Origin of the sequence: Providencia sp. PROV175, from assembly GCF_032707045.1 — a bacterium.
GTDB classification, from domain to species: domain Bacteria; phylum Pseudomonadota; class Gammaproteobacteria; order Enterobacterales; family Enterobacteriaceae; genus Providencia; species Providencia hangzhouensis.
In genome coordinates this window covers 3041214-3065141 of the sequence record NZ_CP120533.1, presented here as the reverse complement: position 1 = coordinate 3065141, position 23928 = coordinate 3041214, and the positions used below count along the sequence as shown (strand labels likewise).

The following is a 23928-nucleotide window of genomic DNA, read 5'->3' as shown; positions in this document are numbered from 1 at the left end:
AGGCGGATGAAATGTCACAAAAAAATGAAGAGTTATATTTAAACATAGAGAAATTACCAGATTATTTTCAACGCATGATTGAGCAAGTACATATAAAAACAGGAGCGGCGGCTGAAATTATTTTGCCTACTCTGTTAAGTGTGATGTCCCTGTCGTGTCAGGATAGCTTTGATATTGAACCGATAAGTGGACGAAAATATCCACTGTCACTTTATCATGTTGTTTTGGCGAGGTCGGGGTGCCGAAAATCTACTGTTTATAAACTGCTCACAAAAGCAATTTCAGAATTTGAGCAACAACTCGAACAGGATTTTTATATTGAAAGAGATAATTATGAGCGGAGTCTGGTGCTATGGAATGTAAAATTTAGCGCATTGAATAAATGCTATCAAAAAGCGCTGAATCAGGGAATAAAAGTGAATGAAGCTTTATTGAATTTAGAAGAGTGCCTTGTTCAAAAACCAGTAGCACCAATAAAAAAACGTTTAGTAATCAATGATTCAACAAGTGAAGGTCTGGCTCAGGAGTTGGGGGATGGATATCCCGTATTATCGCTGATGTCAGATGAGGCGGGTGAATTGTTTGAAAGTAGTTTATTGCGAAAAACACCATTACTAAATTCGCTTTGGTGCGCAGAGGGGAAATCGGTAAGCCGAGCATCTAGAGATAACTATGTCATCAAAGATTGCCGTTTTAGTCTGTTACTTATGGTCCAGCCAGCGTTATTTGACAGCTTTATGGATAAAAAAGGAAAGAAAGCAAAGAGTTCAGGTTTTTTAGCTCGCAGCTTATTAGTGGATCTAGATCAAATTCAGCAATTATGTGAGATAAAAAATGTTTCACATTCAACTGAATTAAGTTTAGCAGATTTATCGGCTACGTTGATAAACCATTTACAAAAAGGAATAAAACGTCGTGAGAATGATGAAGAACGCCATTGTATTACTTTAGCACATGATGCCCAAGGGGCGTGGAATGGCTATTATCAAGCTGTTAAAAAGATGATGGAGCCCGGTGGGGAATTACATGTTTATGATGATTACGCATCGCGCTTTATGGAGCATGCTTCACGAATTGCTGGGGTGATGCAAATGTTTATGACACCCGATTCCACTGTTGTTACGTTGGAAACGCTGGAGTCGGCAGTCTATATTACTCAGTGGCATCTTAATCATTTTATCAAAAAAATAGATAATTTTAAGGAAGTCAGTGATGCTGAAAAACTCCTGTTATGGTTGGAGGAGCATCTTGTCAGTAATAAATCTTATGATTTTAGGCGAAATGACATCATTAAAAATGGCCCCTATTCACTGAGACGTTCTGACCGTTTGCGGCCTGCATTAGAAAAACTACAGCAGGAAGCTAAAGTTCAATTATTCGAAAAAAATGGGATTAACTATGTCAAGTTTACGGGGGCAAGAATGACACCTGAAGAGCTAGCCGAACGATTGAATATTCCGTTGAGTAGCAGAGGAGTATTCATACTCAATAACTCACCAAGATAAGGATAACTTCAGAGTTATTTTTAATAAAACCAACGAGTAATTTTATATCACCAAGCGAGGTTTATGGCGGCTTTGGGGAGGGGGGAGTCTGTCTTTTATTAAATGGAATGATGTCGGTATAGGTAATATATAACATCTTACTAAATACAATACTAATTTATAACAATAACACCTATCAATCAACAAAGCAATGTTTATTTAATCACCGTACCTATTGTGTCTATAACTCACTGTGTTATGGATGCGATAGGTACTTAAACACGAATACAGATATCGCTATTTCTATGATAGTAAGGTAATAAAAATGTCAGATTATGCATTAACTAAAACAGAATTGGATCAACTGATAACTATCGCGAGTGATCGCTATGATTCCTCGATATCGTATTATATCCTTCGTCGATTACTGGCAGTGGTTGAGAATACACTAGAACACCATAACCGAGTATTTGCAATCCGAGTTGATTTACGATTCGCTCAGGATAGTAGTCCTGATGCCCCGGATATGCCTATATGTTTTCAACGCACGGATGAGCGAGCCATTACCCGTTTTATCGAGTCACTAAAAAGCCAACTGAGAGCTGCACATCATCGTACGGGGCGTTCAGGTACACCAGCACTCCCTTATTATGCTTGGGTAAGAGAACGTAATGAAAGTGAATACCCTCACTACCATTTAGTTTTGTTATTTAATCGAGATATATACGGCTATTTAGGCAACTATTTACAAGATGATGCCAATAATATGGCGACTAGAATACAACGGGCATGGTGTAGCGCCATTGGCTTAGCGTACCCAGACTATGCACCATTAGTTAACTTTCCAGAGAATCCCGTATTTCGATTTGATAGACGAGATGCTCTGGCCCGTCATTCTAATTATTTTGATTTCCTATTACGCATGACGTATCTGGCTAAAATGAATACCAAGGAGCTCATGACTGACTTTAGAAACTTTGGAACCAGTCAGGTTTAATTGAGAGGCATTAGCTCAGACTTGAACTAACAGGTTTCGTTGGGTAGAACATAACTAAGCCTGACCGGCTGGTCTGAGCGAAGTGCGGACGTACAGTAAACTGTCCACTACCCTTATTGTCGATATCCCACTCACTGTTCCAATTCAGCCATCGTCAACTCGGCAACTTTTATTGTTGTTGAGGCAGTATCGTTACTTGAGAGGGTCCAGGTGTCAGAGGACATTAAAGCTTGAAACTCGACAATGAATACTGAAACCATGACAATAAAGTCCGAAACTTTTCGATGCTATTTGTCGCAGTCTGCCTTTTGTTCTAACAAGCTTTTGCCCCAAAGCAAGTTAGTTACAGTTTAAGCCTCACGTCTTTGAATCATTATTTGGTCTATTTTACCTAATGCCAGTAATGCCTGTCTGGCATCTATAGGATCGAGGAAACATCTCCCCTTGTTTAACCGGACACGTAACCTAGTAACCAAAGTCTTTCACATCAACTTCTAGCTCTCTGACTTGAGAACCTATTTTTTTATGGAAGTGGTAACGAATTTCTTCATCAGGTATATTGGTCAAATCAAAACTAAAATATTGAACTAACACCTCTTTCATCTCAGGTACGTCATACTGGTCGAAGTTTGGTACATAACTGGTGTTATATTTGTTGTGGCTAATTTCTTTGAAAGTACGAACAAACTTTTTAGGTTTGATTTCTACCTCAAAACGCTTACATAAGCGCAGGACATAATGATCTAGTCTGTGGAGTAGTTTTTCATCATTGATCTCAGCGAAGAAAAATTGCCAACCCTTACATTTCTTCTCAAACACACAGCCAGTGATTCGTAGGTTCAATCGCCATTCTAAAATTTTTAAGCTCTTATTTTTAGAGTGCTTATAGCTTGTAAAAATTCCTGCAAGAGAAGCCTTTAACTTTTCAATCGAACCGTTTCTTGCAGAGATATGCTCATTGGTAAATTGATACCCAAGATAATCAAAACCGTTAGCAAGTGAGTCAATTTTTGACTTCTCTGGCGCGTTCTCAGGGCTGTGTATTTTTAAACCAATATTGCGAAACTTCTTGATAATGATTTGTGCTAGATCACGTGCTTGATCAGCAGAACAAAGAACTAATACATCATCAACGTAGCGGTAGCATTTTACGTTAGGCAATTCAGATAAAAATTTGTCAATGTTTTGGAGGTAGATGGCAGCAAGGATGTTGGAAACAGCCAACCCTTGAGGTACGCCTACTTCACTTGGCTTATCATCCTTTCTCGAAACTAGAACTGAAGGGGCAGTGACAGCCGAAAAGATCATGTCTAGTATGTGATCTTGCCTAATGCGCTTTCTCAATTGAGAGCGTAGGTTTTTATGTCTTATCGATGGATAAAAATTCGAAACATCTAACTTAATATAGCTATCAAAGTCACCAGATAAAGTGTGAGCCTTGACATCTTTAATGACATCTTGAGGAAGCGTGAACTTCACTGATTCTGCAAATCTGTCTTGTAGAAAGTTACACATTGCACGTAATGCAATTCTATCTCTCACTGTCGGGATAGAGATTTCACGAGGGGCTTTATTTCTCCCTTTAGTCAGCAACTTTAGCTTGTACTTGGAAAACGTATACGAACCTTCAATCATTTTACGAGAAATGATTTCAATTTGTGGGTCTAACTGTTTTCTAAAAGAATACTGATTCATATTGTCTATGCCAGTCGCACCAGAATATACAACATAATTGGAAAAGATTTCTTTTAGATTCTCGTGCCTAAACTCTTTATTAAATTGGTCTTGTACACGCATTTTATCAACCAGTACAAGTTGGAGTGGATAAGAATAAAGACGAGTTTAATGCAAGCAATATCAGTACTGGCAAGACATAGAAAAACACAAGAGTTAACAATCTAACAACAAAATAAGATACCGTTAAAAACCAGTGATGTGATGTTGGTATTCTAGTAAGAGCTTGTTTGGGCTGTTGTTTGTTTTCCGAGGTGTCTGAATGGAAATCTTTGCTTACTTGTCTTACGCTGCTAGTACTTGCCCAATACTCTTGGCATAGTGCGATGGCAAAATCTTTGTCAGTGTGGTTTTCACAAGCATTTAGCTTAGATTCGTAGGCTGTTGATAAAGTGTCCAAATCAGGATTTGGCTTGGAGGCTTGATGCATAATGCTATTCAAACTTTCATAACATTCTTTGATTAGGTTTGCTCTTTCCTTAAATGAAAGCCCATTGATGAAACCTGAAATGCAAAGTACGAGGACAGAATATACAACCCAAGAGATTGCTTCGATTCCATTTTGTGGGTTATTTAGATAATAAACGGATACGGCGACAGAGAAGAATGAATACCAGAGTAGTATTACTTGTGAGTGAAAAGCGTTAGATAAAAGTCGTTTCTCTGTTTGGATTCGAGCTTTTCTTGTCCACCAAATATTGTCTGCTAAAGCCACCTTCTTCTCCTAATGTTGGGGGGGGTGCTTCATAGAGGTAGTTTAGTTTACAATAAGTTAACACTCCTACTGGAGTAAGCATATACGAGATACACTAAGGGCGAACCCTTCGAAATTAGTTTCACTCTTATTGCTAAGAGTGGACAGTTACTAAGACCTGTCACCACTATGAAACACAGTGTGTATGTTACATTTTCGGAGTTCGAAGCTCAATAATTTTTTGTCACCGTTAAGCTAGTTTCCATACTTTAGGTAATTAAAGAATCAATAATTTAGCAAAATCACTGGCTCACTTCTGTCCAAAAGTGAGTTTCAATCTTTGTTGTCACAATTTTTCTTTGGATAGGCACGTTGATTGAATCTAAGTATTGATCTTTATTGTCATACATACCTTCTATTGACACGAAAGAACGGACTGCGAAGGCAAAAAAGTTTCAAACATTATTGTCTTCCGACACCAGGCAGTTGAAAGACCACACCATGCAATTTGTTGTGCTTTAATAAATGTGGACACTTTGATAAAGGAATCTATTCACCTTTAAAATAAGATGTCGATATGAAACGAAAATCACCTAAGCAATATACTGAACGTTTTAAAAAAGAAGCGATTAATTTAATACTGGAACAAGGCTATACAGTTCAACAAGCAGCTAATGCGCTCGGAATTACCACTAAACTACTCTATGCTTGGCGAAAGCGCCATGAAGCCGAAAATAAGCCTAACGCATTAACCCCCTTTGAGCGACAAGAGCTACTCGCTTTACGCAAAGAAGTTAAGCAACTGAAAATGGAGAAAGAAATCCTAAAAAAGGCGAGTGTAGATTCAATCTGTCAATGCAACACCCCTTTCAATTATCTCTTTCGGTGTTTTGAACTTCAGTGTCTTTCTCGGTCTGTTGTTTAGCTGAGCAGCAACCAGATCTAGTTCATGTTGAGTATATTGGGCAAGACATGTCTTTTTAGGAAAGTACTGCCGAATTAGCCCATTTGTGTTCTCATTTGTTCCCCGCTGCCAAGGACTCTGAGGATCGCAGAAGTAAACTTTAACGCCGGTGCTGACAGTAAATTCTAGATGTCTGGCCAGTTCCATTCCTCTGTCCCATGTCAGTGATTTTCTGAGTTCTGACGGTAAACTCAGGAATTTGTCGGTAAGAGCCTGATTTACTGAGACAGAATCTTTGCCCCTGAGTCTAAGGATGATCGTATAACGTGATTTTCGGTCTACAAGTGTGGCTATATGAGAGTTTTTTGTACCTGAGACTAAATCGCCCTCCCAATGCCCCAGAGAGCGTCTGTTATCGATATTTCGGGAACGTTCGTGAATTGGTGTTCCGTTCACTATGTTAATCGTACCTCTTTCGCCTTTGCGGGTATGACGCCTGCCATGGCGAAGGCTATGCGACCGTCGCAGATGCTGTATATTCAGGTGGTGTAGCGCTTCACGGCTACGAAAGTACAGCGTTTTATAAATTGTCTCAGGTGATATTCGCAGCGTTTTTTGACGTGGTTTTGTTCGCCTTAACCATCCTGATATTTGCTCTGGAGACCATTTCATCTCCAGCTTTTCCAGAACAAGCTTTCGCAATGGTAAATTTTGATCCAGTAAGCACGGTTTTGGCCTTTTCGCCATTCTGTTGGCTCGGTTATTAGCATCAACAGCTTTGTAATAGCGTCTGCCCCGATTACGCTGAACTTCACGTGAGATCGTCGAAGGACTACGATTCAGCGCAGTAGCTATCGCACGAATGCTAATTTTGGCTGACAAACCAGCTCGTATCTCCTCGCGCTCAGACAGTGTCAGGTGAGCTACAGCCCGCTTACGCTCATGGGGTTTTATGCCGCCAGTATCCCTTAACATAGTGAAGATCGTTCCGGGTTTTGAACCCAGGATATTCGCTATTTCACTGAAGCCTGTTCCGTTCTTCCATAGTTCAAAAACAGAGGCTTTTTCCTCTGCTGTAAATGTTCGTCTCATTCAAAAAACCTCCGCAACTCCATGTTTTCACATAACTGTTGCGTTGACCAATTGAATCTACAACCGCGCTCTTGATGTCAGACTCCCTGAACAGGTCTCGGTGATCGGGAAACTCAGAGCGCATTATCCTGTTCTGCACAACAAAATTAGGACACTTTTCTGAAGGAGTTTTCATACTCCACAGGCGATAAATAATTATTTGCCGTGTGTAATCGCGTTAAATTGTAATAACGCAGATAATCCAGCACGTCTTGTTTCATTTCTGACCGATTTGCATGGGGTCTTTTAAATAACCAATCATGCTTTAAACTTCCAAAAAATCGTTCAACTACCGCATTATCCCAGCAAACCCCTATATCACCTTGGCTTGAGCGCATATCATAACTTTTCAGTAACGCTTGATATTGCCCACTTGTGTATTGGCTTCCTCGGTCACTATGAAACACACAACCCTTTGAGGGCGAACGTAAGTTATAGGCCATCATTAACGCTTTGCTTATCAAGGCGGTATCTATTTTGGATGACATATGCCAACCCACAATACGCCGAGAATATAAATCCATCACAATAGCCAGATAAAGCCAACCTTCCGGTGTCTTTAAATAAGTGATATCGCCAGCCCAGATTTCATTCGCGGCTACCGGATTAAAATTTTGATTTAATAAATTATCCGCAGTCGCTTTATTTTTCGTGGTAACTCGATAGGGTTTTCTTTGTTTAACCACTAACCCTAACTGCTTCATTAATTTTCGAGCTCGATAATCACTGATAGCATAACCTTCTTTGCGTAATTGAGCCGCTAACATGCGATAACCTAAGCTTTGCCGGCTTTCCCTAAAGAGGGAGCAAGTTTTTTGATGCAATTCAATCGTGTCATCATCAAGTGGCTTAACGGGGCGCTTTTGCCAAGTATAAAACGTTGAACGGCTGAGCTTCATCATTCGACATAAATGCTTAATGGGATATTGTGTTTTATGCTCTTGAACAAACCAACACCTTATAGCAACTCTTTCGCAAAGAAGGCGCTTGTAGATTCAATTGGTCAACGCAACAGTTATGTGAAAACATGGAGTTGCGGAGGTTTTTTGAATGAGACGAACATTTACAGCAGAGGAAAAAGCCTCTGTTTTTGAACTATGGAAGAACGGAACAGGCTTCAGTGAAATAGCGAATATCCTGGGTTCAAAACCCGGAACGATCTTCACTATGTTAAGGGATACTGGCGGCATAAAACCCCATGAGCGTAAGCGGGCTGTAGCTCACCTGACACTGTCTGAGCGCGAGGAGATACGAGCTGGTTTGTCAGCCAAAATGAGCATTCGTGCGATAGCTACTGCGCTGAATCGTAGTCCTTCGACGATCTCACGTGAAGTTCAGCGTAATCGGGGCAGACGCTATTACAAAGCTGTTGATGCTAATAACCGAGCCAACAGAATGGCGAAAAGGCCAAAACCGTGCTTACTGGATCAAAATTTACCATTGCGAAAGCTTGTTCTGGAAAAGCTGGAGATGAAATGGTCTCCAGAGCAAATATCAGGATGGTTAAGGCGAACAAAACCACGTCAAAAAACGCTGCGAATATCACCTGAGACAATTTATAAAACGCTGTACTTTCGTAGCCGTGAAGCGCTACACCACCTGAATATACAGCATCTGCGACGGTCGCATAGCCTTCGCCATGGCAGGCGTCATACCCGCAAAGGCGAAAGAGGTACGATTAACATAGTGAACGGAACACCAATTCACGAACGTTCCCGAAATATCGATAACAGACGCTCTCTGGGGCATTGGGAGGGCGATTTAGTCTCAGGTACAAAAAACTCTCATATAGCCACACTTGTAGACCGAAAATCACGTTATACGATCATCCTTAGACTCAGGGGCAAAGATTCTGTCTCAGTAAATCAGGCTCTTACCGACAAATTCCTGAGTTTACCGTCAGAACTCAGAAAATCACTGACATGGGACAGAGGAATGGAACTGGCCAGACATCTAGAATTTACTGTCAGCACCGGCGTTAAAGTTTACTTCTGCGATCCTCAGAGTCCTTGGCAGCGGGGAACAAATGAGAACACAAATGGGCTAATTCGGCAGTACTTTCCTAAAAAGACATGTCTTGCCCAATATACTCAACATGAACTAGATCTGGTTGCTGCTCAGCTAAACAACAGACCGAGAAAGACACTGAAGTTCAAAATACCGAAAGAGATAATTGAAAGGGGTGTTGCATTGACAGATTGAATCTACAGTAGCCTTTTTTAATATTTCGTTTTCCATTTCAATACGTTGAATTTTTTTCTTCAGCTTACGTATCTCAATTTGTTCCGGCGTGATAGGGGATGCTTTCGGTGTTTTGCCTGCCCGTTCGTCCCGTAATTGCTTTACCCACCGCGTCAAGGTGGAAAGCCCGACATTCATGGCTTTCGCGGCATCTGCAACTGTATAGTTCTGATCCACAACCAGCTGGGCTGATTCACGTCTGAATTCTGCACTGAAATTTCGTTTTTTCATTAAGGCACCTGTGTTGTTCTGAGGTGAGCATATCACCTCTGTTCAGGTGGCCAAATTTATTAAACCACTACACAACCAACAAATTGAACATATAGCACCGCGCACGCCTACTGATGGAAGTCCTCTCGAAACAGGATATGAACTCAATGAGCAGGGTGAATATTCCGAGGACTTTAGCTCTGAATACCTCAATTGTCTTGGCAACCTGATGCTCATATCAGGGGTCGCACAATGCGTCCATCGGAAACAAACCATTTGCCGATAAGTTAATGTCTTACAGAAAGACCCCCATTCTTAACCAACAGGCTGAGATTGCTTCTTTCGTTAAAGATAGCGAGAACCCAGTGTGGGATTGTGAAGCAATAGATAAACGGCATAACAAAATCGTAGACTTTGCGATCACTGAGTGGTCATTTCGGTAAAGGGTAACCAGCCATTATCCAGAATCTATTGAGGCTGGATAGTGGCAACAGGCGGTTCATATATGTCGCAAAGTTATGAAGAAGTACAAGCCAACTGATTTTCAGATATTTACCCTGTGATTTTGTACCTAATTATTTGCAAAAATCGATAGTAGATTAAACTCCTATTAATAAAGTCTAGATGGTTAAAATCGGTCAGATTTGGTGTGGATTTGCCTGTAGTGACATAAGTTTTCTACAGCCCATGCCTTCTATTGTTAATAAGAGATAAAAGAGCTAGCCATATTGGCTAGCTCTTTAGTTTAAGGCAAGAGATAATCAGCCCACGCTTGCATCATAGGGCGTCGCTGATCTAATAGGTCCGTTCGGTGATAAGCTGCTTCCACTTTATTTTTGACTGTATGAGCGAGTGCTCTTTCAGCTAAATCCCGAGAATAGCCATGCTCAGAGCACCAATCCCGGAAAGTTGAACGAAAGCCATGTGCTGTTGCAACGCGATTAGGATTATCGCTTGGGGCTTTCGTACGCCGTAAGAATGCAGTGAGCACCATGTCGGAAAGGACAACTTGTTTTCTGGGGGAAGGAAAAACCAATTCATCATGTAGCCCTTTTAAGCTATGGAGTAGCGACATAGCTTGATCCGATAAGGGAACTCGATGCTGCATGCCAGCTTTCATTCTTTCGGCTGGGATAGTCCAAACTCGTTGTTTAAAATCAATTTCTCCCCATCGCATGGCTCTAGCCTCTCCAGAACGTGAGGCGGTGAGTATGACAAATAAGAGTAAGGCACGAGTGACATTGTATCGTTCATCTGTGGATACATAGGTTGCAATATAAAGAGGGAGTGATTTCCATGGCATTGCAGGTTGATGTTCGGTACGGATACTCACGCTGATTTGTTGTGGTAATAAATGGGCGACCACATCGACAGGGTTAGCAGAACAATAACTATGTGCCCATGCCCATTGCATAACCGCATGGATACGTTGTTTGACGCGAGAGGCAGTTTCGGAGCGAGTTAACCAGATAGGGCGTAATGTGTCAGCTATATCAGCGGGGGCAATGGTATCTAATGTCATTGAGCCGATAAATGGAAATACATATTGTTCCAGTGTAGTGATCCATTGTTTACCGTGTTTTTCATTTTTCCAGCCAGGAAGTAATTCAGTATGAAGTTTACGAGCAGCATCTTCAAAAGAAGGGATTGATGGCTTCTCGGAAATTGATTTTTTGAACTCAAGGGGATCAATACCTTTGATTATTTGCTCTCTCATTATTGAAGCAATATTTGACACTTCTGAAATTGTGATTTCTGGGTAACTACCTAAACCCGCATTTCGGCGTTTTTGTGTTACTGGGCTCATATAGCGAAGTACCCACTTTCCTCTTCCTTTTGTTGATGATGGATGTAGAGTGAGGCCCGTGATACCGCCATGAGGTAATGGTTTATCCCCAGGTTGTATATTCTTAGCTTTGGTATTGGTTAATAAAGCCATGGTGAATTTATCCTAAGGTTGAGTATGCCATCTGGTATGCCATTGTTGTTAGGCTTTGTATGGAGAATATTATACATGTTTGGATTTGAATTTAAATAATCTATTGATATTACGTTACTAATTGAATAGCTCTGAATGGGGTTGGATTTATATTAAGCGGACTCCTCCTCCGCCATCTTCACTTCTAGCAACATTTTCTAAAGTCTTCCAATTCCCTGAAGTTATACAAGCAAACAAGCAAACAAGCATTCCAACTAAATCCCATTATTCCAACGTCTACTATCGTCTATTGAAAACTACCCCCCTTCAGGTGGTACATATGGGGTACATTTATACCCCATGATTTGAGTACCCCCAAATGAAGCTAACCGTTAAGCAAATTGATTCCAGTAAGCCTAAAGAAAAAGACTAAAAACTATCTGATGGTGGTGGGCTGTATCTATCGGTTCAAACTAATGACGGAAAATATTGGCGGTTAATATACCGAATCGATGGTAAAGAGAAACTTTTAGCTATTGGAATTTATCCAACCGTTAAACGCCGTTTCACAATAGTTTGTGTGATGACATAAAAGCCCCGAACAGCGGGGGACGCTGCTCTGATGGCGTATGTTAGACAATGAACGGTGAATCAATACTGTCATGAGTCAGTACAGACACAAGCAAGCCCAGTTTTTCATTACTGCATTCACGTAAAAACGCTAAATCGGTATCTAATCGGTAAGTTGCCATCAGTGTTATTCCCTAGCTTGAAAAAGAGAACACCACGATAACAACCTCACCAGGCAGGTTATGTCCGGCTATTTGGCTTTTTTTCGAGAGAAAAATGAAGGGAAATGACAGGGGGTGTCATGGATTTAATTTAACTGATTGATATTAATTTAATTATTGGGTTTCGTGTCAGTGATATATATTTGAAAAATCGTTGAGTATCAATAGGCATAAAAATACGCAAGAAGCGACATTGAACAAAATAATGACACTTGACTTAAGTTAAATTAACATAACGACCTTTGACACAGGAGGTCGTTATGAAAATGCCCGCTTCTCTATGGGTTATATTAATTGTTTTTTCCCTTTTCATGCTTATACATATAACTGGCGCTTTTTTTTACGTTTCTAGCATGTTGAGATTAAGTTCATCAGTTGATGTCTGGAGTAGCTCTGATGGGGCGTTCTTAATTATTGGGTTGACATTGTATCAACTTGTATTACCGACAGTAGAAGTTTTAACTGTGGTTTTAGTTTTAATGAAGAAAAAAATTGGAGCAGCTTTATTGAAAATTCTATGGTCAATCATAACGCTAATGTCAATTTTTTCTGCATTTAAAGGGATTAATAACGCACTCGAAGGAAATGGGTTTTCAAGCATGGCAGAGAAAACAGGCGGTGTTATAGGTGCATTATTATTACCAATCATAATGATTTTCTTGACTTATATTCTTTTTAAATCCTCTAGAGTTAAAGATTATTTTCAGTCAGTATCAGCAAAGTAATAAAAACAAATGCGCCAACTTGAGTAGTTGGCTCATTTTGATCACCTATCAAAATATTCCACTTCGGCTTCTTCGGTTTCAGAAAGACAGCCACCGGACTTACCGATTAACGGAATACCTTGACCATAGCTAATGCATGAATATGAAGAGAGGTATAGTCAACTCTGGTATTCATTCTTCATGATAAATTAAGGAATTAAAGTTGATGAAAAGCCGTTATCAAATTCAATTTTCACCATCAAGATTGGAAGCAGAGAAAATACGAAAACTCATTCAAATGCCTGTTACTGTAGATAAGGAAAAAATGCCATACAGATTATTTACTAATCTATGGAATTTATTAGCTATAGCATCGATTGTATCGGGGATCGCCTTATTGATGATTGGGTATAAGGCTTATTCAGTTGTAGATGGTTTTTCTGGCTTAAAAAACTTAGGTCTTTTTTCTTTTTGTGGCTTAGTCAGCTCGTTAGCATGCTTGTATATAACCTTTCGAATAGAAATGCATTACTTATATAGAAATGAAGAAAAAGAACATAGCGATCCTGATTCTCTAGTCAAAGTTAAAATTAACAGGAAATACATAGACAATATGACGAGGGGCACCTTAGTCAGGTTTTTTGGCAAAATATAGAAGAATGTTATATCAGGGAAGAGTATCTGTTTATTTTTGCTTCTGATGGTGAAGGCTCTGTTATCCCTGCGAGGGTTTTAGCTGATGGCGAGTTTGATAAATTATATCAGTTTGTTATGGAACAGATTGATAACCATAAACCATGATAGATACTCAAAGTACAGTCTAGTTATTTATTATTGGACTTGTACGCCTTGACCGTAACTAATATACGTACACGATACAGATGATGTAATTATTATCGCTATGAAAAAATGATTCTATCAGAGCTAAATGAAATTAGTTTGATTTCATATGAATTTATCCACCAAGAAAATAGATATGTGCAGATTAATACACTATTAAAATAAGGAGGAAAAATTAAACTTACAAGACTTGTATGGTGATTGTGGAACTATTTTAATAAAATCAATTTGTTGTAATTACTTTTTCGATTGAAATATTTGGTTACATAGTTTATTTCTATGTACATTAGAACTTACTGGGCTTATCGCAGTTTGGTCTATTTTTTGTTCGATGATAATTCGGTTATGATTCATTTTTAGTGTTTTTCTGAAATTATATAGCGATATTTCAACCCGTTTACGCTAAGTCACTTATCCTAGGGAGATACAAAAAGGCCGCTAGGTTTACAGTCTATCCATAAGCTTTTATTATCCTTAACTCAAATCTTACCGTGCGCACTGGCTGAGATGACGGAAATTAACAATTAATTATATTTATTTAACTCAATTTGTCATTCTTGATAAAGGATATCGCTATGCCAACTCCATGCTATATTTCCATTGAAGGAAAAACCCAAGGCAACATCACTGCCGGTGCATTTACTGCTGATTCTGTGGGTAACATCTATGTACAAGGTCATGAAGACCAAATGTTAGTGCAAGAATTTTCTCACGTTGTGACTGTGCCGACAGACCCACAATCCGGCCAACCTTCAGGTCAGCGTGCACACAAGCCGTTCCGTTTTACCGTGGCGTTAAATAAAGCCGTTCCGCTGCTGTATAACGCGTTAGCGTCGGGCGAAATGCTGCCGAAAGTGGAACTGAAATGGTACCGCACCTCAGTGGAAGGTAAACAAGAGCATTTCTTCACCACCACACTGACCGATGCAACCATCGTCAATATTGACTGCCAAATGCCTCACTGCCAAGACCCTGCGAAAGCCGATTTCACGCAGTTAATCGAAGTCTCTCTGTCTTACCGCAAAGTGGACTGGGAGCACACGGTTGCAGGCACTTCGGGTGCTGATGACTGGCGCGCACCGCTCGAAGCGTAATACCTTTTTGACGGGCTCTTTTGGGCTCGTCATCGCTTTTATTTCGTTCCCCGCTTCTTATCCATTTTGTCATGGAGACTAGTGATGTTTAGCAAAGACCCCAAAAAAACCACCATTGACCCCGTTTCTATTGTCAAAGATGAAGCGGTAAATCAAGTTAAAAATAAAGTGCAATCTAAAGTCAATGAGTTGGTGTCCAGTAAAGTGCAAAAAGCGGCAGCATTAGCCCAGCAAGGAGGGGCTTTGGTATCAACAGCGGCATCTATGGCAACTCAGGCGACATCCCAATTGAACAGTGTAGCCAATAACCCGCTTATCCATGGCGGTGGATTTGGTGGTGGATTAAAACTTGGTGGTGGGCAAACTTTTTCAGAAAGTCAGGCATTACAAGCCGCTCACGGGGCATTGTTAGATGCACTAGGCATGGGAAGTCTGGAAAGTGGCTTGGTGTTTACATGCTCAATTGCTGGGCTACCCGATGAAACTTTTCAAGTTACCGAATTTAATTTAACGGAAGGGTTGTCTTCGTTATTTTCCCTTTCAATTAGTGCTGTTAGTGCCTTACCGTTTATTGATTTTCAGAAACACCTTGGCGTCGCCTCTTCTTTAACAGTCAAGCGTGATGGTGCCCAAGTCCGTAAAGTGAATGGCATTTTAGCAGGGGCGGTTCAAGGGAATACGGATGGCGTAAAAACGTGGTATCACTTTGATATTCGTCCAGAAATGTGGGTGATGACCCTGAATCAAGATAGTCGTATTTTTCAAAATCAAAACGTACCGACCATATTAAAAACCTTGCTGGATGAAGCGCATGTGAAGTCGGACTGCAAGTTTTACCGTGATGACTTACATCCCAAACGTATTTACACCACCCAAAAGCGAGAATCCGCCTTTGATTTTTGGTGTCGTCTCGCCTTTGAGGAAGGGATTAACTTTTGGTTTGAAGAAAACCAATTGTTTTACAGTGACGAACACATGGGGATGACGGCGGGAATTAACCTGATGTATAACCCGCAAGCGGATACGGATATCAGCGACAGTACCGCCATGACATGGCAGTACGGTGAATACTTGTGTGTGGATGAAACCATTCATAAAGACAATAATTTCATTCGCCCTTCCTACCCACTTCAACATGAAAATAAATTGGAAAAGGGTGGGCAGCACAGCATCTTTGAAAGTTACGGCCGTTTTCAATTGGATGAAGAGGGCAAACCACTCACCCAAATTCGTTTTGAACAGTTACGTAATGGGAGCAAGGTGGGTAGTGCCACAACAAACTGCTTTGCCTTGATGCCGGGTAAAATCTTTACCTTATCAAATCATCCACACCTCCCGATGAATGACAGCTGGCAAGTCATTAGCGTGAGCCATCATGGTGTTCAACCTCTGGCAGACAATGGTGGCGGAGAAGGTACTCAGTTGTCGAACAGTGTTTCTTTTATCCCTGGCACGCAAGAGTGGCGGCCACCTTATCGTTATAAACCAACCGCGGATGGTGATGAAGTTGCGACTGTCGTGGGCCCTCCGGGTGAAGAAATCTATGTCAATGAACATGGTGCGGTGAAAGTCCATTTTCACTGGGACAGACGTGGAGAGCCTGACCACAGTGCCTCGTGCTGGGTGCGTGTTGCAATGGGCTGGAGCGGCGGCGGCTATGGTTTCTCTGCGGTGCCACGCATCGGAACGGTCGTTCAGATTAGTTACCTCAATGGAGATATTGATAGGCCGATTATCACGGGCTGTACTTATGATGGTCGCAATGCGACCCCAATCAGTTTTCCTGAAAATAAAACCCGTACCACATTTCGGACGAAAACCCATAAAGGGGACGGGTTTAACGAGCTGCGCTTTGAGGATGAAAACGGCAAACAGGAAGTGTTTATTCATGCCCAGAAGGACATGAATACTAAAGTGTTGAATGACCGGACTACGCATGTGTTGGCTGATCATTTAGAGGTGGTTGAAAAAAATCAAATGGTCAAAGTGACCCTAAACCAAGATGAAGAAGTGGGTGAAAGTAAAAAATTGCACGTCAATGAAAATTATCAACAAAGGGTTGGTGCGAATAAGACGTCGATAGTCAAGGAAAATATCCAATATGTTGCGGGCGATTCATTTGAAATAGTGTGTGGAAAATCGATATTGCGAATGGATAAAGACGGATATATTCGTATTCAGGGTCATGAAGTTATTATTGAAACGTCAGGTGATCAGTTCCTTAAAGCTAATGGCGATATTACATTTAAAGCTAAAACTATTTTAGGTAATTAGTCATGACAAAATTATCCATAACCAATGAAATACGACCAAATGATCCATCACTTCTAGATGAAATCATTGAACAAACAGAACCTCTTTCTTTGGCTGAAGAGCAAGCAAGACTTCCATCGATTCAATTAGCTCGGCTTGTTAGCTACAGTGAGAAAAGTGTATTTATTGCATTAAATGAGATTGATACACCTATTTTAGCGTTGAGTTTAGCGCCGATAGTGGAGTCAGACATAGGTAAAATTTGTGCAATTCAATTTATCAATGGTAATAAGCAGAACCCACTAATCATGGGGCTGATCCAACAAAACAATCATTCGATGATATTGCCAGAAACTCCGTTAAATAACATGATGTTTTCGTCTCCAGAGCATGGGCAGTTACATATTCAAGCAAGTGAATCTATTACATTACAGTGTGGTGAGTCGAGTTTAACTCTTACTGCGGATGGTTTTGTGCAAATAAAAGCGCTTTATATTGATAACTATGCTTCAGCAACGAACCGTATTAAGGGCGGTTCAGTGCAAGTTAATTGAAGGGGACTAGGAGTATGGAGTTGATAAATAACGCTAAACATACGACGGCTAAAGCGACAGTGATGATTGATAAAGCGGGATTTGAATATCTGGTTGTGGTGATGAAAGCTAGCTACCATTTACCTGATGATAATCAACTTGCACGTCCAATTATTCCTCCTAAAGCACTGGCTTATACGGATACATATACTGGTGAAGTGGGAACTTCTGTTCCTCTTTATGATGCTGACTTTGTCTTAAGAAAGCATAAGTGTGATGTGATCTTTAATGCTAACGCGTTTGCACCGAATGCCGAACCGACTCAGCATTTAATGGTATCGGTACAGGTCGGTGAAATGAAAAAAAGTCTCTCTGTCATTGGTTACCGACAGTGGCAACAGGGAACTGAACATTATACGGCAGGTGATGTGACTCCGTTTACAACCGTTCCTTTACATTATGGTTTTGCTTTTGGTGGGCAGTATCATTTCCAAGATGAGATGATCTCTCACTCTATTAATCCATTAGGAAGAGGTTATTTTTCTTTAGAAAAACCGAATGGGGAGATGATGATGCCCCAATTAGAAAACCCAAAAGAACTAGTCGATGCACCTGATAATGATGTTAAGCCTATTGCCCTCTCAGTATTACCCCGCCATTACGGGGAGCGTGTGAAATACGCGGGAACTTTCGATGATAAATGGCGTAATGAAACGGCACCGTTTCTACCGGATGATTTTGATGAATGTTATTTCCAATCTGTACCAGATGACCAACAGATTGATTTTCCTGTCGGTAATGAAGTGATTACGTTAACCAATATACATCCGACTCGTCCAGAAATTCATTTCAAGCTTCCAAGGTTAAATAATGTCCCCGTACGATTATATCAGCGTGATGGCGAGGTAGTATTGCTAACACCTAAGGTAGATACCCTCTATTTTGAACCCGAAAAGAATTATTTCTCTGTTATTTGGCGTTGTCATCATCAGATCCGTACTATTCAAGATGTTGAACAAGTGCTTGTAGGGCCATTATTAGATAGTTACGTATCTCGCCAAGCACCAGTGTCGACATGTCGGGGGTAAGATGAAAGATAAACCATATTTGTCAATTATTTCTGCTGGACTATGTACCCCTGTGGGAACGGACCTATTTTCTGCTACCGCGGCTATTCGAGCGGGGCTAGACCATTTCCGGGAAACTCATTTTCGATACACACTAAATCACCCAATCATTGGCTCTCTGTTATATGACTGCCAAATATGGGGACCTGCACGATTTATTGCTTTAATTAACGATGTCATTGAGCAATCACTAAAAACCATCACGGTAGATAAAGAACACATTGTAGTGTGTTTATTATTACCGGAAGAAGATAGGCCAGGAATGTTCCCTCAATGGCTTAAGATGATTTCAGAGACAGTCTTACATCCTTTTCATACTAACTCGATAGCATTTAACCGAGGTAAAGCCGGGATCGGTGAAGCCCTGCCTTTTGTACAGGAAATATTGTCAACTCAAACAGCTGACGTGGCATTACTAATTGGGTGCGATAGCTATTTTAACGCAGAAACTATTCGCCATTATATGGACACACATCGGTTATTACACTCAGAAAACAGAGATGGTTTTATTCCTGGGGAAGGTGCAGCCTCAGTCGCCTTGACATTAGCAGACAATAGGCACAGTCATGTAAATATTCTTGGTTTTGATACTCAGCTAGAAGCGGCACATATTCTTCAAACTAAATTACCCTTAAGAGTAAAAAGTTTATCAGAGGCAATTGAGCATGCTTGCCAAGGCTCATATCTTTCATTAAGTGATACTCAATTTCACATTAGCGACGCTAATGGCGAATCTTTTTATTTTAAAGAAATATCGTTGGCAACAACTCGTACGTTAAAAGAAAAAGTTGCACATTATCCTCATTATTTAATTGCTAAAAGCCTAGGTGAAACAGGAGCAGCAAGCAGTGTGATGATGTTGGCAACCTTGTTTGAATGGATGAAACATCCAGAAGGACCCGGAGATAGCGGATTGGTGATATCTAGCGCAGATAGCGGGGAAAGAACGGCGATTATTTTACAATATCAAGAGGTTAAATAGATGGATACACGTGTCTATGTTAATGATCGAGAAGCATGCTCTAAGGCATCTGATGGCGTATCAACGGCCGCATTTCCAGACCCTTGCTGGTCTCCAGGGCCAAGTGTAGTTCCTTATCCAAATACGTCAAAAGCGGATGCGTTATCAAATGGCACCGCAACGGTGTTTATTCAAAATACCATGGTAGCCCAGGAAGATCGTTCATTTTTTTCTACTAGTACTGGCGATGAACCTGCCACTTATGGGTTAGCTAAAGGGGTGATGACGGGAGTAATCAAAGGTAAGGCTTATTTCCGTTCATGGTCATTGAATGTGAAATTTGAAGGATATGGCGTTGCCCGCCATCAAGATTTAATGACACACAACCATGGTTCTTTTCCGTCTAATACACCGACTTTTCCTTATGTTTCCCGCGGTGTTTTTGGGGGATTAAAAGCGTGTGATAAAGAAAATACGCAAGTTGAAAAACGTTGTGAGCCGGATAAAGATAATTCAGAGGCACAGCAAACGCTCAAAAAAGAGAGCAAGCTCAGAAAAGCTTTAGCAAAAAAAAAGCAACGACAAAATAAAAAGAACAGCAAAAAATGGCATTGGACGGATGACCATTGTGCTGGGCTTGAAATAAAAGTATCAGGAAATACCCCTGAAGAAATGCAGGAAATGGCGAAAGAATACATGGATGATATGTCTGAGTCGATACAGACATTAAAGAGTGAGTTGGATTACGTTAATGCATTAAAAAGTAAGCTAACGGACATGGCTGAAAATGCAGCAATGAAAGCCTTGGGGAAAGTAGGGGCGAAAGCAGTTGCAAAACAAGCTGTGGGTAGTGCTGTTCCAGCGTGGGGAAATGCGGCAATGGCCATTTGGACATTGGGCGACCTTGCTTATTCTGGCTTTGAGATTAGTTCTATTAAATCAGCGGCTGAAGAAGGGCTTGAGCAAATCAAAGTGTTATCCGAAAAAGCCGAAGACATCAAGAAATTGATGAAAGAAGCGGAGAGTTATAAAAATCTGTCACCTGAAGAACAAATAAAAAGAGCCCAAAAGTTAGCCGAAGACACGCAAGAAATATTAGCCTCATTAAATGCATGCGCACGGGCAAGAAAATGCAATTTAGTGCCCTATTCTGTAAAAAATGCCATTAAGGGGGCTAGAGGGAGTAAAACGGAGCCGGCCAACAACGGCGGGTGTTGCAAAGGGCAAACGGGGCATCATTTAATTTATTCCAATATGATAAAAGACGCCTGTCCAAATTATGATGCGTCAATTGCCCCAACTGTTTGTGTCGAAGGAACTTCTTGGCATGGTGGAAGCCATGGGCGTATTCATACGGCGATGGATGATGAACTTAGCCGCTTAGTTAAAAATAATAAATTAGATAATAATACACTGAGTATGGATCAGGCGATTGATGCGGCGGTACGTTCCCACAAAAAAACATTTCCATATGCCAACTGTTCTAATCATTGCATAAGAGAACAACTTAAGGGCTACTACTTGCCGATGTGTAAGAATGCACGATTGCCTGCCAAAGACTCTCGAGGTAATCCAATAACAGTTGAAAAAGAGAGAGAAAGATAATGAGTTATGTTACTAAAGAACATTGGGCTAAATATATCAAAGGGTATATTTTTACTGGATGTGCAATCCGAGATAAAAATATCGTGTATTTTTGCTTACGCAAAGATGTTCCCTATGAAAAAGCCAGAAATCTCTGGAATAGTGAAATACCTTCACAGTTGTTATGTATTTATTTAGATACACCAGATGACCCGATTGATTATATTAGATTTGAGGGGTTTGATAGTCCTAAAGTGGGAGTTTGTTTCAAACCAAAAGAACAAGGGATGCTTGCTTCTAGAGGGGATGATGGGTTTGTAAAATCTATGGGTAGTGGTTCTAAGTTTCCCTTAGAAAAGGTCATGGAAGGTGATTTTGCAAATCCTAAAAATATCAAATGCATTGAAGGTTATGCCTATTATGTCGGCTCTGCACGTGAAATTTATAAACGTGTCGACATTGGAAAATGGGTGCGACTTCAAAAAGGTATTCCAGGTGGAGAAACAGATACCGATATGGGATTCACGGATCTTGATGGTTTTTCAGAGCAAGATATGTATGCCGTTGGCGGTGAAGGGGATGTCTGGCACTATGATGGTGAACAATGGATCCCCTGTGGCTTTCCCTCCAATGAACAATTAAGCGCAGTGCTGTGCGCCCCAGATGGTTATGTGTATATCGGTGGTGAAGGCGGCAGCCTATGGCGTGGCCGTCAATTCCAATGGGAAAAATTGTACCACGGGGGCTCGACGATTTTACTGAATCAACTGCGCTGGTTTGAAGATAAAGTCTGGGCTTGTGATGACTATCGTTTACAGTGTTGGGACGGCAATGAAATGGTACGCCCGATGGATGGTGATGAATCTGTTCTTCTGTCTGGCCATATGGATGTGCGTGACGGCATTTTAGTGGTAGCGGGTGATTATAGTGTAGACCTGTATGATGGAACGGTATGGCATAAGATTGTTAGGCCTTATAGTTAATAAAACATGTTTAGTAGATAAAAATATGTCAACAGTAATCTCTATTGATTTTCTAAATCCAACTCCGATTATTCGGCAGCATCTGAATAATGCGACGTTTTATTATAAAACGCTACATGAAAGCCGTTATTCTTCATTAATTAATGTAGAGCGATTTAATCACTTTAATGCACTATTAAACGCGAACCTTGACGGTTTATATCATGCCGGGCAGCTTGGTTTACATGAAGCATTGTCCGCATTAAAACGTTGGAAAGGTTATGAGGATGCCTTTATTTATGCTTCGCTTTTTAATGAGTTAGATAATGAGAAAGACGTTGATAATTTTTGGCGAACGATAAAAACATTAGGCTTTGATGCATTTATTGGTGCTATAGATGCTCTAGTTCGGGTGGAAATCACATCTAGAAATGCGCAATTAGCAATACTTAAAGATATTGATTTATTTATGTTTTATATCGCGCTATTGAAAATAAAAGCATATGATGCTGAGGTTATTCAATACGAAACGTTTTTACAGTATTTAAGTTCCCCATCAAAAGAGGTCAAAATAGCGCTATGTGACTATACGAAAAATATGGGACTAAATAGCGTATCTGAAGACCTATGGCAGCTCTTTAATCATGAAACAGACCTTACAATAAAATATGCCGCTATAGAGGCAATTAGTTGGCTTTCAGATGACTATAATCGTATTTATTCCGCATTAATTCAACACATTCAGTTGTATTTAAATGAAAATAGCTTAAAAGGAAGTAAAGGTTTAATTCATTCACAAATAATAGAGAATATCGCTAGATTGATGGGTTATACATCTTCTATGCTTGATGGAGTTGTATTATCAGAACAAATACAATTACTGCCTGATTACTTAAAGATTGTTTATTATGCTAATTCCGGTAATACCGCTTATCTTCAAAATCTTATTGGTTATCTTGATGTCCCTGAATTATCGCGCTTAGCATTTAAAGGTATTTGTTTGATTACAGGCATTGATGTGAATTCACCTGAATTGACATTTGCCTCTGTAGAACAGGCCGAATTAGCGGTTGATAGCCGAGTTCGTTTTCTTTCATCAAGTGTTAATCAAGTTAATCAAGAAGCAGTAAAAAGGACAGTACTATCACTGAATTTTAAAGGGAAAGTACTTTTAGGTAAAACTATTTCTATTTCTCATTGTGAGGCGGTTATTCAAAATGGTTGTCAGCTTGAAAGACATATAGCAAATTGGCACTTATTTCATCTGAGTAATAAAATTAAATACAATAATATTTGTTACTTTAATCGAATAAATATAAGGAGTAGAGGTGATTAATTATCCAGATTTAAATAAAGATAATATTCGTTATCAATCAGCCTTTGGAAAAAAACTGGTGATAAGCTTTTGTGCTTCTTGGTGCCATAATTGTGAATCATGGAAAGACACTTTCACACTTTTGTCTGAAAGATTTGTTGATGATTGTTTTATTTGGATTGATATCGATGAATATCCTGAATTAGTGAGTGAAATTGATCTAGATGTAATTCCGGTGGTACTGATACAAAAGAAACAAAATATTCATTTTTTAGGTCCCATTAGGCCAGGACTAGACGCCATCATAAGTATCTTAAACTCAGATAAAGTGATGGATGTTGAGTTTGATCCTGGCGTAAGAGAGTATTTAAGTGCACCTGATTTCCAACAGAGAACACCGTATTAATATGGTTATCAGGATACCTTGCCTTACTGTAAATCAAACAATTTA

At 40.2% G+C, this 23928-nt stretch carries 23 protein-coding genes and 4 pseudogenes; 19 read left to right on the top strand and 8 right to left on the bottom strand.

All coding sequences use genetic code 11. The annotated features are described in order from the left end of the window. Nucleotides 1-11 precede the first annotated feature (11 nt). Both P3L44_RS13940 and P3L44_RS13935 read left to right on the top strand, forming a co-directional pair. Complete coding sequence (locus P3L44_RS13940; RefSeq protein ID WP_272661794.1) at nucleotides 12-1505, top strand: YfjI family protein; 1494 nt, start codon at nucleotides 12-14, stop codon at nucleotides 1503-1505. A gap of 304 nt (nucleotides 1506-1809) precedes the next feature. Then, nucleotides 1810-2481, top strand: a complete 672-nt coding sequence (locus P3L44_RS13935) for an inovirus Gp2 family protein (protein ID WP_272661795.1) — start codon at nucleotides 1810-1812, stop codon at nucleotides 2479-2481. 465 nt (nucleotides 2482-2946) lie between these two features. Here the strand turns inward: P3L44_RS13935 and P3L44_RS13930 are convergent, their stop codons facing one another. Beyond that, nucleotides 2947-4278, bottom strand: coding sequence for a reverse transcriptase domain-containing protein (locus P3L44_RS13930; RefSeq protein WP_154632373.1), 1332 nt, complete (start codon nucleotides 4276-4278; stop codon nucleotides 2947-2949). A gap of 4 nt (nucleotides 4279-4282) precedes the next feature. Then, nucleotides 4283-4930 carry an SLATT domain-containing protein gene (locus P3L44_RS13925; protein WP_272570979.1) on the bottom strand — a complete coding sequence of 216 codons (648 nt, stop codon included), beginning with the start codon at nucleotides 4928-4930 and terminating at the stop codon, nucleotides 4283-4285. Nucleotides 4931-5486: 556 nt separating this feature from the next. Here P3L44_RS13925 and P3L44_RS13920 point away from each other — a divergent pair. Next, nucleotides 5487-5834 carry a transposase gene (locus tag P3L44_RS13920; RefSeq protein ID WP_272663585.1) on the top strand — a complete coding sequence of 116 codons (348 nt, stop codon included), beginning with the start codon at nucleotides 5487-5489 and terminating at the stop codon, nucleotides 5832-5834. Here P3L44_RS13920 and P3L44_RS13915 read toward each other — a convergent pair. The 3 genes and pseudogenes from P3L44_RS13915 to P3L44_RS13905 form a co-directional block, all read right to left on the bottom strand. Beyond that, nucleotides 5754-6905 (bottom strand): IS30-like element IS30 family transposase, encoded by a 1152-nt coding sequence (locus P3L44_RS13915; RefSeq protein WP_248423987.1) that lies wholly within the window; start codon nucleotides 6903-6905, stop codon nucleotides 5754-5756. The two genes, P3L44_RS13920 and P3L44_RS13915, sit on opposite strands and share 81 nt — an antisense overlap. Then, nucleotides 6902-6982 (bottom strand): annotated as a pseudogene (locus P3L44_RS13910) (hypothetical protein); the annotation flags it as partial. The pseudogene P3L44_RS13910 and the gene P3L44_RS13915, both read right to left, overlap by 4 nt. A gap of 69 nt (nucleotides 6983-7051) precedes the next feature. Further along, nucleotides 7052-7933, bottom strand: a pseudogene (locus P3L44_RS13905) (IS3 family transposase); the annotation flags it as partial. Between the two features lie 61 nt (nucleotides 7934-7994). Between P3L44_RS13905 and P3L44_RS13900 the strand changes: the two are divergent. Next, nucleotides 7995-9146, top strand: coding sequence for an IS30-like element IS30 family transposase (locus P3L44_RS13900; protein WP_052907081.1), 1152 nt, complete (start codon nucleotides 7995-7997; stop codon nucleotides 9144-9146). A gap of 12 nt (nucleotides 9147-9158) precedes the next feature. Here P3L44_RS13900 and P3L44_RS13895 read toward each other — a convergent pair. Next, nucleotides 9159-9416: pseudogene (locus P3L44_RS13895) on the bottom strand (transposase); the annotation flags it as partial. A gap of 46 nt (nucleotides 9417-9462) precedes the next feature. Here P3L44_RS13895 and P3L44_RS22150 point away from each other — a divergent pair. Next, entirely contained in the window at nucleotides 9463-9681 is a 219-nt protein-coding gene (locus tag P3L44_RS22150; protein WP_410480035.1) for a DUF1524 domain-containing protein, read from the top strand. A 4-nt stretch (nucleotides 9682-9685) separates the two neighbouring features. Further along, a complete protein-coding gene (locus tag P3L44_RS13890) occupies nucleotides 9686-9838 on the top strand; it encodes a hypothetical protein (RefSeq protein ID WP_272661422.1) in 153 nt (50 codons plus the stop codon). A gap of 302 nt (nucleotides 9839-10140) precedes the next feature. On the opposite strand, the gene P3L44_RS13885 is transcribed toward P3L44_RS13890, so the two are convergent. Continuing rightward, entirely contained in the window at nucleotides 10141-11334 is a 1194-nt protein-coding gene (locus tag P3L44_RS13885; protein ID WP_115113542.1) for a tyrosine-type recombinase/integrase, read from the bottom strand. A 358-nt stretch (nucleotides 11335-11692) separates the two neighbouring features. Between P3L44_RS13885 and P3L44_RS13880 the strand changes: the two are divergent. After that, a pseudogene (locus P3L44_RS13880) lies at nucleotides 11693-11869 on the top strand (Arm DNA-binding domain-containing protein); the annotation flags it as partial. Nucleotides 11870-11945: 76 nt separating this feature from the next. Here P3L44_RS13880 and P3L44_RS13875 read toward each other — a convergent pair. Then, the gene (locus P3L44_RS13875; RefSeq protein WP_377145485.1) at nucleotides 11946-12065 is read right to left on the bottom strand and encodes a DUF3944 domain-containing protein; all 120 of its coding nucleotides are present in this window, start codon (nucleotides 12063-12065) and stop codon (nucleotides 11946-11948) included. Between the two features lie 299 nt (nucleotides 12066-12364). On the opposite strand from P3L44_RS13875, the gene P3L44_RS13870 reads away from it, so the two are divergent. The 12 genes from P3L44_RS13870 to P3L44_RS13815 all read left to right on the top strand — a co-directional run bounded on the left by P3L44_RS13870 (nucleotide 12365) and on the right by P3L44_RS13815 (nucleotide 23883). After that, the gene (locus P3L44_RS13870) at nucleotides 12365-12829 is read left to right on the top strand and encodes a hypothetical protein (RefSeq protein ID WP_272661423.1); all 465 of its coding nucleotides are present in this window, start codon (nucleotides 12365-12367) and stop codon (nucleotides 12827-12829) included. A gap of 205 nt (nucleotides 12830-13034) precedes the next feature. Further along, complete coding sequence (locus P3L44_RS13865) at nucleotides 13035-13463, top strand: hypothetical protein (RefSeq protein WP_227528819.1); 429 nt, start codon at nucleotides 13035-13037, stop codon at nucleotides 13461-13463. Beyond that, nucleotides 13409-13609, top strand: coding sequence for a YcxB family protein (locus tag P3L44_RS13860; protein ID WP_227528986.1), 201 nt, complete (start codon nucleotides 13409-13411; stop codon nucleotides 13607-13609). Before P3L44_RS13865 ends, P3L44_RS13860 begins: the two co-directional genes overlap by 55 nt. 614 nt (nucleotides 13610-14223) lie before the next feature. Beyond that, nucleotides 14224-14742: an Hcp family type VI secretion system effector gene (locus P3L44_RS13855; protein WP_004250011.1), complete on the top strand. Its 519-nt coding sequence runs from the start codon at nucleotides 14224-14226 to the stop codon at nucleotides 14740-14742. An 84-nt stretch (nucleotides 14743-14826) separates the two neighbouring features. Further along, entirely contained in the window at nucleotides 14827-17016 is a 2190-nt protein-coding gene (locus tag P3L44_RS13850) for a type VI secretion system Vgr family protein (protein ID WP_140170763.1), read from the top strand. Nucleotides 17017-17018: 2 nt separating this feature from the next. Further along, entirely contained in the window at nucleotides 17019-17549 is a 531-nt protein-coding gene (locus P3L44_RS13845) for a DUF6484 domain-containing protein (RefSeq protein WP_094960737.1), read from the top strand. 14 nt (nucleotides 17550-17563) lie between these two features. Continuing rightward, the gene (locus P3L44_RS13840) at nucleotides 17564-18616 is read left to right on the top strand and encodes a DUF2169 domain-containing protein (protein ID WP_094960738.1); all 1053 of its coding nucleotides are present in this window, start codon (nucleotides 17564-17566) and stop codon (nucleotides 18614-18616) included. A 1-nt stretch (nucleotide 18617) separates the two neighbouring features. Then, nucleotides 18618-19637 (top strand): 3-oxoacyl-ACP synthase, encoded by a 1020-nt coding sequence (locus tag P3L44_RS13835; protein ID WP_272661424.1) that lies wholly within the window; start codon nucleotides 18618-18620, stop codon nucleotides 19635-19637. Next, nucleotides 19638-21221 carry a PAAR-like domain-containing protein gene (locus P3L44_RS13830; protein WP_272661425.1) on the top strand — a complete coding sequence of 528 codons (1584 nt, stop codon included), beginning with the start codon at nucleotides 19638-19640 and terminating at the stop codon, nucleotides 21219-21221. Then, nucleotides 21221-22183, top strand: coding sequence for a hypothetical protein (locus P3L44_RS13825; protein WP_094960741.1), 963 nt, complete (start codon nucleotides 21221-21223; stop codon nucleotides 22181-22183). Before P3L44_RS13830 ends, P3L44_RS13825 begins: the two co-directional genes overlap by 1 nt. 25 nt (nucleotides 22184-22208) lie before the next feature. Continuing rightward, nucleotides 22209-23498 (top strand): HEAT repeat domain-containing protein, encoded by a 1290-nt coding sequence (locus tag P3L44_RS13820; RefSeq protein WP_272661426.1) that lies wholly within the window; start codon nucleotides 22209-22211, stop codon nucleotides 23496-23498. Beyond that, nucleotides 23491-23883 (top strand): thioredoxin family protein, encoded by a 393-nt coding sequence (locus P3L44_RS13815; RefSeq protein WP_094960742.1) that lies wholly within the window; start codon nucleotides 23491-23493, stop codon nucleotides 23881-23883. The genes P3L44_RS13820 and P3L44_RS13815 overlap by 8 nt, the downstream gene beginning before the upstream one ends. Nucleotides 23884-23928: the final 45 nt, after the last annotated feature.